The organism is Nocardiopsis lucentensis DSM 44048, assembly GCF_000341125.1.
Lineage (GTDB): Bacteria > Actinomycetota > Actinomycetes > Streptosporangiales > Streptosporangiaceae > Nocardiopsis > Nocardiopsis lucentensis.
The window spans coordinates 1-9,156 of record NZ_ANBC01000690.1 but is presented as its reverse complement, the minus strand read 5'-3'; the positions used below and the strand labels follow the sequence as shown (position 1 = coordinate 9,156).

Annotated in this window: 6 protein-coding genes and 2 pseudogenes; 5 read left to right on the top strand and 3 right to left on the bottom strand. The window is 72.2% G+C overall.

Annotated features, from left to right (window positions below; all coding sequences use genetic code 11):
* Positions 1 to 70: 70 nt before the first annotated feature.
* The 3 genes and pseudogenes from D471_RS0124215 to D471_RS42545 all read right to left on the bottom strand — a co-directional run bounded on the left by D471_RS0124215 (position 71) and on the right by D471_RS42545 (position 3,719).
* Positions 71 to 1,171 (bottom strand): ABC transporter permease, encoded by a 1,101-nt coding sequence (locus D471_RS0124215; protein WP_017601005.1) that lies wholly within the window; start codon positions 1,169 to 1,171, stop codon positions 71 to 73.
* The gene (locus D471_RS0124210) at positions 1,155 to 2,204 is read right to left on the bottom strand and encodes an ABC transporter permease (protein ID WP_017601004.1); all 1,050 of its coding nucleotides are present in this window, start codon (positions 2,202 to 2,204) and stop codon (positions 1,155 to 1,157) included. Before D471_RS0124210 ends, D471_RS0124215 begins: the two co-directional genes overlap by 17 nt.
* Positions 2,204 to 3,719: pseudogene (locus D471_RS42545) on the bottom strand (sugar ABC transporter ATP-binding protein). The gene D471_RS0124210 and the pseudogene D471_RS42545 overlap by 1 nt, the downstream one beginning before the upstream one ends.
* Positions 3,720 to 4,045: 326 nt before the next feature.
* Between D471_RS42545 and D471_RS0124195 the strand changes: the two are divergent.
* The 5 genes and pseudogenes from D471_RS0124195 to rhaD all read left to right on the top strand — a co-directional run.
* The gene (locus D471_RS0124195; RefSeq protein ID WP_017601002.1) at positions 4,046 to 5,095 is read left to right on the top strand and encodes a LacI family DNA-binding transcriptional regulator; all 1,050 of its coding nucleotides are present in this window, start codon (positions 4,046 to 4,048) and stop codon (positions 5,093 to 5,095) included.
* A 19-nt stretch (positions 5,096 to 5,114) separates the two neighbouring features.
* Positions 5,115 to 5,915, top strand: a complete 801-nt coding sequence (locus tag D471_RS42035; RefSeq protein WP_241479699.1) for a hypothetical protein — start codon at positions 5,115 to 5,117, stop codon at positions 5,913 to 5,915.
* Positions 5,912 to 6,460: a hypothetical protein gene (locus tag D471_RS42030; RefSeq protein ID WP_241479698.1), complete on the top strand. Its 549-nt coding sequence runs from the start codon at positions 5,912 to 5,914 to the stop codon at positions 6,458 to 6,460. Before D471_RS42035 ends, D471_RS42030 begins: the two co-directional genes overlap by 4 nt.
* Before the next feature lie 242 nt (positions 6,461 to 6,702).
* The gene (gene rhaI / locus D471_RS0124185) at positions 6,703 to 7,881 is read left to right on the top strand and encodes an L-rhamnose isomerase (protein WP_017601001.1); all 1,179 of its coding nucleotides are present in this window, start codon (positions 6,703 to 6,705) and stop codon (positions 7,879 to 7,881) included.
* A pseudogene (gene rhaD, locus D471_RS35930) lies at positions 7,869 to 9,156 on the top strand (bifunctional rhamnulose-1-phosphate aldolase/short-chain dehydrogenase); the annotation flags it as partial. The gene rhaI and the pseudogene rhaD, both read left to right, overlap by 13 nt.

The window sequence follows — 9,156 nt, the reverse complement described above, 5'->3', positions numbered from 1 at the left end:
CAGGCGGCGGTCATCAGCACGGCGGCAGCCGCGGCGATCAGGGTCAGGTGGCGCGGGCGCAGGGGATCGATCATGACTGTTCTCCGGTACGTGGACGGTCGGTGGAGCCGGGGACGGGGTCGGGGCCGGGTGCGCGTCTGGAGCGGATCCGGGCCACGAGGTTCGGTGCGACGACCGAGGCGATGAGGATCAGACCGGTGACGATCTGGAGCACCTCGCTGGTCAGGCCGAAGAGCTGGAGGGCGTTGCGTGCGGTGCCGAGCAGCAGCACGCCGCTCATGACTCCCAGGATCGAGCCGACGCCGCCGAAGATGGACACGCCGCCCAGCAGGACGGCGGCCACGACCTGCAGTTCCAGGCCGAAGGCGGTGTCGGCGCGCGAGGTGCCGTACTGCAGGGTCCAGAACACCCCGGCGCCGGCGGCGACCGCGCCGCTGAGGGTGAACAGCCAGAACTTGGTCCACCTGACGGGGGTTCCGGAGAAGCGCGCGGCCTCGTCGTTGTTGCCGATGTCGAACAGGGAGCGCCCGAGGGACGTGGCGTGCAGCAGGACCGCGAACAGCGCGGCCAGGGCCAGGACGGCCACGGCGATCCACGGCAGCCCCTCGATGCCCAGGAAGGGGTCGCGGGCGCCGCTGACCCAGCCGCGCGGGTAGCTGGCGACCGCCCGGTCGCCGAGCAGGACGTAGGCCAGCCCCCGGTACAGGGCCATGGTGCCGATGGTGACGGCCAGGGACGGCAGCCCCAGGACGGTGACCAGGACGCCGTTGAGGGCGCCCAGACCCGCGCCCACCGCCAGACAGATCCACAGCGCGGTCTCGATGGGCACCCCGGCCTCCCAGAGCACGCCCAGGGTGGCACTGCTCAGGGCGAGGGTGCTGGCCACCGACAGGTCGATCTCGCCGGTGATGACGATCAGGGTCATCGGCAGGGCCATCAGGGCGATGGCGGCGATGCTCAGCAGCAGGAAGTTGATGTTGCGTCCGGTCGCGAACATGTCCACGAACAGGGACGCGCCGAGCAGCGTCACGATGAGGACGGCGACGACCGGTGACTCGCGCAGGGACAGCAGCGAACCGATCCGCCGCACGCCCCCGGGCCGAGGGTCGGGACCGGCCGCCGGGGCACCGGACGCCGGGGTGGTGATGACGCGTTCAGGCGCCACGGGCACCTCCTCCTCGAAGCTTGCGGGCCGTGCGCAGCGCCAGCAGGCGGTCCAGGCCGATCGCGGCCAGGATGAGCGCGCCCACCACGGCCTGCTGCCAGAACTGGTTGATCTGCCAGATGGGCAGGGCCGCGGTGATGGTGGTGAGCAGGACCGCGCCCAGGGCGGCTCCGTAGACGGTGCCCACTCCCCCGGCGATGGCGACTCCGCCGACGACGGCGGCGGCCACGACCTGCAGTTCCATGCCGGTGCCGACGGTGGAGTCGACGGTGCCGTAGCGGGCGGCGAACAGGACCCCGGCCAGTCCGGCCAGGGCGCCGTTGGCGGCGAAGGCGACGATGACGCGGCGTCCGGCGGGGATACCGGACAGGCGCGCGGCGTCGGCGTTGGAGCCGATCGCGTAGAGCTCTCGGCCGGAGCGGTAGTGGGACAGGTAGAGGCCGACCGCGACGACCACGGCGACGGCGATCGCCGCGGGCAGGGGCACGCCCAGGACGCTGACCCGGCCCAGGGCGAGGAAGGACTCGGGCATGTCGTGGGCGTTGACCTGGCCGCCCGCCGCCCACCAGTGGTTGAGGCCGCGGTAGGCGTACAGGGTGCCCAGGGTGACGACCAGGGCGGGGACCTGGACGGCGGTGACGAGCAGGCCGTTGGCCAGGCCGCACACCAGGCCGATGAGCACCCCGGCGAGCATGACGACGGGCACGGGCAGGCCCGGGAACGTGACGAAGAGGATCCCGGTGCCGAAGGCCGCCAGCCCCATGACGGAGCCGACCGAGAGGTCGACGTTCTTGGTGATGAGGACCAGGGCCTGGCCGACGGCGAGGACGGACAGGACGGTGGCGCCCAGGAACAGGTCGCGTACGCCCTGGCTGGAGAGGAATCCGGGGTTGTGCAGCCAGGTGGCGCCGATCAGCAGGGCGACGGCCAGCAGGACGCCGATCTCGCGGACCTGCCGTGGGCGGCCGGACGGGCGCCCCGCGGGCTTGGTCGGGGCCCCCGCCGTGGCGGCGGGCGGCGCGGTGACGGGTGAGTTCATCAGGCGGCCTCGCTCGGTCGCTGTCCGGTGGCCGCGTACATGACCGACTCCTCGTCGGCCTCGTCGCGGTCGAGTTCGGCGGTGAGGCGGCCCTCGTGCATGACCAGGACCCGGTCGGCCATGCCCAGGACCTCGGGCAGTTCGCTGGAGACCATGACGATGGCCAGTCCCTGGCCGGCCAGGGTGGACAGCAGGCGGTGGACCTCGGCCTTGGTGCCCACGTCGATGCCGCGGGTGGGCTCGTCGACGAACAGCACGCGCGGTTCGGTCGAGAGCCACTTGGCCAGGACGACCTTTTGCTGGTTGCCGCCGGAGAGGGTGGCGACGGCGTCGGTGAACGCACCGGCCTTGAGCTGGAGTCTGGCTCCCCACTCGCGCGCGCTGGCGCGTTCGGCCCGGGAGCTGAGCAGCCCGAGGCGGCTGAGCGGCCAGCGGCGGGTGGCGGTGGCGTTGCGCTCGATGGAGGACTCCATGACCAGGCCCTGCTGGCGGCGGTCCTCGGGGACCAGCGCCATNNNTGGCGGCGCGGGGCCGCCCCGCGGGCAGGTCCCCGCCCCGGACGCGGACGGTGCCCGCGTCGTAGCGGTCGACGCCGAACACGGCGCGCACGACCTCGCTGCGCCCGGCCCCCACGAGCCCGGCCAGGGCGACGATCTCACCGGCCCGCACCGAGAAGGAGACGTCGGAGAAGACGCCGTGGCGGGTCAGGCCCTCGACCTCCAGGACGGTGTCGCCGAACTCGGCCTCCTCCTTGGGGTAGAGGCTCGTGACGTCACGGCCGACCATGCGCCGCACGACGGTGTCCACGTCCAGGTCACCGGTGGGGTCGCAGGAGACGAAGGCGCCGTCGCGGACGACGGTGATGCGGTCGCACAGTCCGAACACCTCGTCGAAGCGGTGGGAGATGAACAGGAGGGCGGCTCCCCCGTCGCGCAGCGCGCGGGCGACGGTGAACAGCCGCTCGGCCTCGACCCCCGACAGGGCGGCGGTGGGCTCGTCCATGACCAGGACGCGGGCGTCGCGGGTGATGGCCTTGGCGATCTCGACCAGTTGCTGGTCGGCGATGGACAGCCCGCGCGCGGGGCGGTCGGGGTCGATGTCCACGCCGAGCCGGTCGAAGACCTCCCGGGTGGCGCGCCGCATGGCGACGCGGTCGATGGTGCCCAGCCGGGTGCGGGGCTGTCGGCCGACGAAGATGTTCTCGGCCACCGACAGGTCGGGGAAGAGTGTCGGCTCCTGGTAGATGACCGCGACCCCGGCGCGCTGGGCGTCGGCGGGCGCGGTGAACTCGGTCGGCGCCCCGTCGACCAGGACCTGTCCGCCGTCGGGGCGGTGGACCCCGGCGATGGTCTTGACCAGGGTGGACTTGCCCGCGCCGTTCTCCCCCACCAGGGCGTGGATCTCCCCGGCGCGCAGGCGCAGGGACAGTCCTCGCAGGGCTCGGACGCTCCCGAAGAACTTGGTGACGTCGACCAGTGCGAGGGGTGGAGGCACCGGTGATCGGTCGTCCGCCACGTGCGCCCTCCTTACTTCGTGTGCCGGCTCCTGGCGATCCAGGACAACCGAGCAAAAAACGTTTTAATATGAAGTGGATGTTAAGTGGGACACACCATCACGTCAAGGGGACGACCCAAGAAATCCCAGGTCTCACCCTGATAACGACCCACAGTCGCCCTCTCGCCCGAGCCTACGTCGCCCCCTCAGCTGGCGCGGTTTTCTGGAAGGTTATTGACACGTTTCAATCCGGATGTGAGCATGAGTGCCCGATCCGAGGGCCGTGTCAGTACCATGCCGTTCGCGTCGCCCTACGACCGACCGTTCGAGCCTGCCCGGGAGAGTCCTTGAGCCCCAGTCCACGCGCCAGCCGCCGCACGGTAGGCATCACCGAGGTCGCCCGGCACGCCGGGGTCTCCCCCGGCACCGTGTCCAACGTCCTCAACCGCCCCGAACGCGTCGCCGAGGCGACCCGGCGCAAGGTCGAGGAGGCCATCGCCGAACTCGACTACGTGCGCAACTCCTCCGGCAGCAGCCTGCGCTCGGGCCGCAGCGGCTCGGTGGGACTCCTGGTCCTGGACGTCACCAACCCCTTCTTCACCGAGGTCGCGCGCGGGGTCGAGGACGAGGCCGCCGAGTCCGGACTGGCCGTGGTCCTGCTCAACTCCGCGGAGCGGCATGAGCGCCAGCGGCGCAACCTGCGCCTGCTCGCCGAACAGCGCGCCGCGGGGGCCGTCGTCATGCCCGTGGACGACGACCTGTCCGACCTGGTGTGGCTGAGCCGCCAGGGCACCCCCTGGGTGGCCCTGGACCGGGGCGACGTGTCCGAGGACGTCGGGTGCAGCGTCAGCGTCGACAACCACGCCGGCGGTCTGGCCGCCGGACGCCACCTCATCGGGCTCGGGCACGAGAGGATCACGTTCCTGACCGGCCCCTTCGCGATCGAACAGGTGCGGCAGCGCCACCGGGGCCTGCTGGACGCGTGCGCCGAGGCCGACCTCGATCCCGAGGAAACCGTCCGGGTGGTCCAGCAGCCCCAGCTCAACGCGGTCCAGGGCGAGCGCGCCGTCGACGCGGTACTGACCGGCGGCCCCCGCCACCGCCCCCAGGCCGTCTTCTGCGCCAACGACCAGTTGGCGCTGGGCCTGATGAAGGGCCTGGGCCAGCGCGGTGTCCGCGTACCCGAGGACATCTCGGTCGTGGGATACGACAACGTCGACCTCGCCGACCTCGTCCACCCCGGCCTGACCACCGTCGCCCAGCCCAAGTACGAGCTCGGCCGCTCGGCCATGCGTCTGCTCGGCTCGGAGCTGGACGACCCCGACCACCGGCACGAGCGCGTGTGGTTCACCCCCGAACTCGTGGTCCGGGGGTCCACCGCCGCGCGCCGGACCTGACAGCTGAGGAGGGTCCAGCATGACCGTCACGACCGGCTCAGCCACCGGAGCCCCCCCCCGCCGGAACCAACCCACCGTGGGCCTGGTGGCGGGCGGACTGGGCACGTACTGGCCGCAGTTCCCCGACCTGCTGCCGCGGCTGCGCCGCTCCGCCGGGCGCGTGGCCGAGCGGATGCGCGGGTTCGACGCGGACGTCGTCGACGTCGGCTTCGTCAGTGACGCCGAGGAGGGCGCGGCCGCCGCCGAGCGCCTGCGCTCCGCCGACTGCGACCTCATCGTCTGCTTCCTGACCACCTATCTGACCTCGTCGATGATCGCGCCGATCGCCCAGCGGGGCCACGCCCCCGTGCTGTTCGTCAACCTGCAGCCGACCGAGTCCATGGACCACGCCACCGTCGACACCGGGCAGTGGCTGGCCTACTGCGGCGCCTGTCCCCTTCCGGAGATGGCCAACCTGTTCGAGCGCCTGGGCGTGGAGTTCCGCTCGGTGTCGGGCCACCTGGAGGACGAACGCGCCTGGGAGCGGATCGGCCGCTGGATCCGCGCGGCGGGCGTACGGGCGACCATGCGGGACGCGCGGCACGGGCTCATGGGGCACGTGTACCCGGGGATGATGGACGTGGCCACCGACCCCACGCTCATCGCCCGCAACCTCGGCGGCCACGTCGAGGTGGTGGAGTTCGACGACCTGCGCGAGCGGGTGCCCGGCCCCGAGGAGTCGTCGGTGGAGGCCAAGCTGACCGATTCTCCCTGGACAGCCTGTCCTACTACCACCGGGGTCTGGCGGGCGAGCTGCACGAGAGGCTCGGCGCCGGGATGATCCTGGGCGCCTCGCTGCTGACCGCCCGGGGGGTTCCGGCCGTGGGCGAGTTCGAGCTGCGCACGTGCATGGCGATGCTGATGATGGACCGGCTGGGCGGAGGCGGGTCCTTCACCGAACTCCAGGCCCTGGACTTCACCCGCGGACACGTGGAGATGGGCCACGACGGCCCGGCGCACCTGGCGATCAGCGCGCGCAGGCCGCTGCTGCGGGGCCTGGGCGTCTACCACGGCAAGCGCGGCTGGGGCGTGTCGGTGGAGTTCGACGTCAGGCACGGCCCGGTCACCCTGTTCGGGGTCATCCAGCGCCGCGACGGGTCGTTCACCCTGTTGACCGCCGAGGGGCGCACCGGCGAGGGCCCGCTGCCGCGGATCGGCAACACGACCTCGCGCGTGGACTTGGGCTGCGACCCCGGCGAGTGGGTGGACGCCTGGAGCGCCAGCGGCATCGCCCACCACTGGGCGCTGGGCACCGGGCCCCGCGCGGCCGACGTGCGCGCCGTGGCCGACCTCATGGGGCTGGAGTACGTCCACCTGACGGTCTGATCCCTCCGGTTCCGCCGAGCCGGGGACGGTGCGGCGGAACCGGCCTGGCCGGTGAACGACGCGGGGATCCTCCCGCATCTCATGTGAAACGTTCTACTGACCTGGGCATACCTTCCCCCTGATACGCGCCAGAGTGATATTGACAACCCTGTCTCACTGTGGATACCTTCGACGCTAATTAGTAAAAACGATTTAACACCTCTTCTCAAGACGGCCGCCCCAGCCACGAACGGAGACGTCCCGTGTCAGCCCTGCCCAACCTCCCCGCCGGTGTCCTGGACACCCTGAGGCGCCAGCACGTCGAACTCCCCTCGTGGGCGTTCGGGAACTCCGGCACACGGTTCAAGGTGTTCGCGCAGCCCGGCGTGCCCCGGGACCCGTGGGAGAAGATCGCCGACGCCGCCCACGTCCACCGCCTGACCGGGGTGGCCCCCACCGTCGCCCTGCACATCCCCTGGGACCGGGTCGACGACTACGCCGCCCTCGGCGCGCACGCCCGCGACCTCGGGGTGGGTATCGGCACCATCAACTCCAACGTCTTCCAGGACGACGACTACCGCCTGGGCAGCGTGACCAACCCCGACCCCGCGGTGCGGCGCAAGGCGATCGACCACCTCCTGGAGTGCGTCGACGTCATGGACGCGACCGGCTCCCGGGACCTGAAGCTGTGGTTCTCCGACGGCACCAACTACCCGGGCCAGGACGACCTGCGCGCCCGCCAGGACCGCCTCGCCGACGCCCTCGCCGAGGTCTACGACCGGCTCGCCCCGCACCAGCGCATGCTGCTGGAGTACAAGCTCTTCGAACCCGCCTTCTACGCCACCGACGTCCCCGACTGGGGCACCGCCTACGCCCACTGCCTGGAGCTGGGCGAGCGGGCCGTCGTGTGCGTGGACACCGGCCACCACGCCGCCCACACCAACATCGAGTTCATCGTCGCCGTCCTGCTGCGCGCCGGGAAGCTCGGCGCCTTCGACTTCAACTCCCGCTTCTACGCCGACGACGACCTCATGGTCGGCGCCGCCGACCCCTTCCAGCTCTTCCGGATCATGTACGAGGTGGCGCGCGGCGGCGGCCTGGCCGCCGACACCGGGGTCGCGTTCATGCTCGACCAGTGCCACAACATCGAGCCGAAGATCGCCGGGCAGATCCGCTCGGTGATGAACGTGCAGGAGGCCACCGCCAAGGCCCTGCTGGTGGACGGCGACGCGCTCGCGCGGGCCCAGCGCGACGGCGACGTGCTCGCCGCCAACGCCGCGCTCATGGACGCCTTCAACACCGACGTGCGCCCCCTGCTCGCCGAACTGCGCGAGGACATGGGCCTGGCCCCCGACCCGATGGCCGCGCACGCCCGCTCCGGCTACCTGGACGAGGTCACCGCCGAGCGCGTGGGCGGAACCCAGGCGGGGTGGGGCGCGTGAGCACCGAGCCGACCGCCGACACCACCCACGACCAGGGAACCCACATGACCGACTCCACCGTCGCCGACCTGCTGGCCCGGAGCAACACGCTGGGCGCCGACCCGCGCAACACCAACTTCGCCGGCGGCAACACCTCCGCCGCCGGGACCCGGACCGACCCCGTCACCGGAGAGCCGGTCGACCTGCTCTGGGTCAAGGGCTCCGGCGGCGACCTGGGCACCCTCACCGAGGACGGGCTGGCCGTGCTGCGGCTGGACCGGCTCCGCGCGCTCGTGGACGTCTATCCCGGCCANCCGCCTTCGACCACTGCCGGTTCGGCGGCGGCGGGGCCACGCCCTCCATCGACACCGCGATGCACGGGCTGGTCCGCGCCGCGCACGTCGACCACCTGCACCCCGACTCGGGGATCGCGCTGGCCACCGCCGCCGACGGTGAGGAGCTCACCCGCGCCTGCTTCGGCGACCGCGTCCTGTGGGTCCCCTGGCGCCGCCCCGGATTCCAGCTCGGGCTGGACATCGCCCGCATCGCGGAGGAGAACCCGGACGCCATCGGAGTCGTGCTCGGCGGACACGGGATCACCGCCTGGGGCGCCACCAGCGCCGAGTGCCAGGCCCACTCCCTGGAGATCATCCGTACCGCCGAACGCTTCATCGCCGACCGCGGGCGCCCCGACCCGTTCGGCCCGGTCGTCGAGGGCCGCGAGCCGCTGGAGCCGGCGCGGCGCCGGGCCCGCGCCGCCGAACTCGCCCCCGTGGTCCGCGGCCTGGCCTCCACCGACCACCCGCAGGTCGGGCACTTCACCGACAGCGAGGAGGTGCTCGACTTCCTCGCCCGCGCCGAGCACCCCCGGCTGGCCGCGCTGGGCACCTCCTGCCCCGACCACTTCCTGCGCACCAAGGTCCGGCCCATGGTCCTGGACCTGCCCGCCGACGCCCCGCTCGAGGACGCCGCGGCCCGGCTGCGCGAACTCCACCGGGAGTACCGGGACGAGTACCGCGCCTACTACGAGCGCCACGCCACCGCCGACAGCCCCGCCATGCGCGGCGCCGACCCGGCGATCGTCCTGGTCCCGGGCGTGGGCATGTTCTCCTTCGGCAAGGACGCCAAGACCGCGCGCGTGGCCGGCGAGTTCTACGTCAACGCGATCAACGTCATGCGCGGGGCCGAGGCGCTGTCCGCCTACCGGCCCATCGAGGAGTCGGAGAAGTTCCGTATCGAGTACTGGGCCCTGGAGGAGGCCAAGCTCGCCCGTCTGCCCGAGCCCAGGCCGCTGGC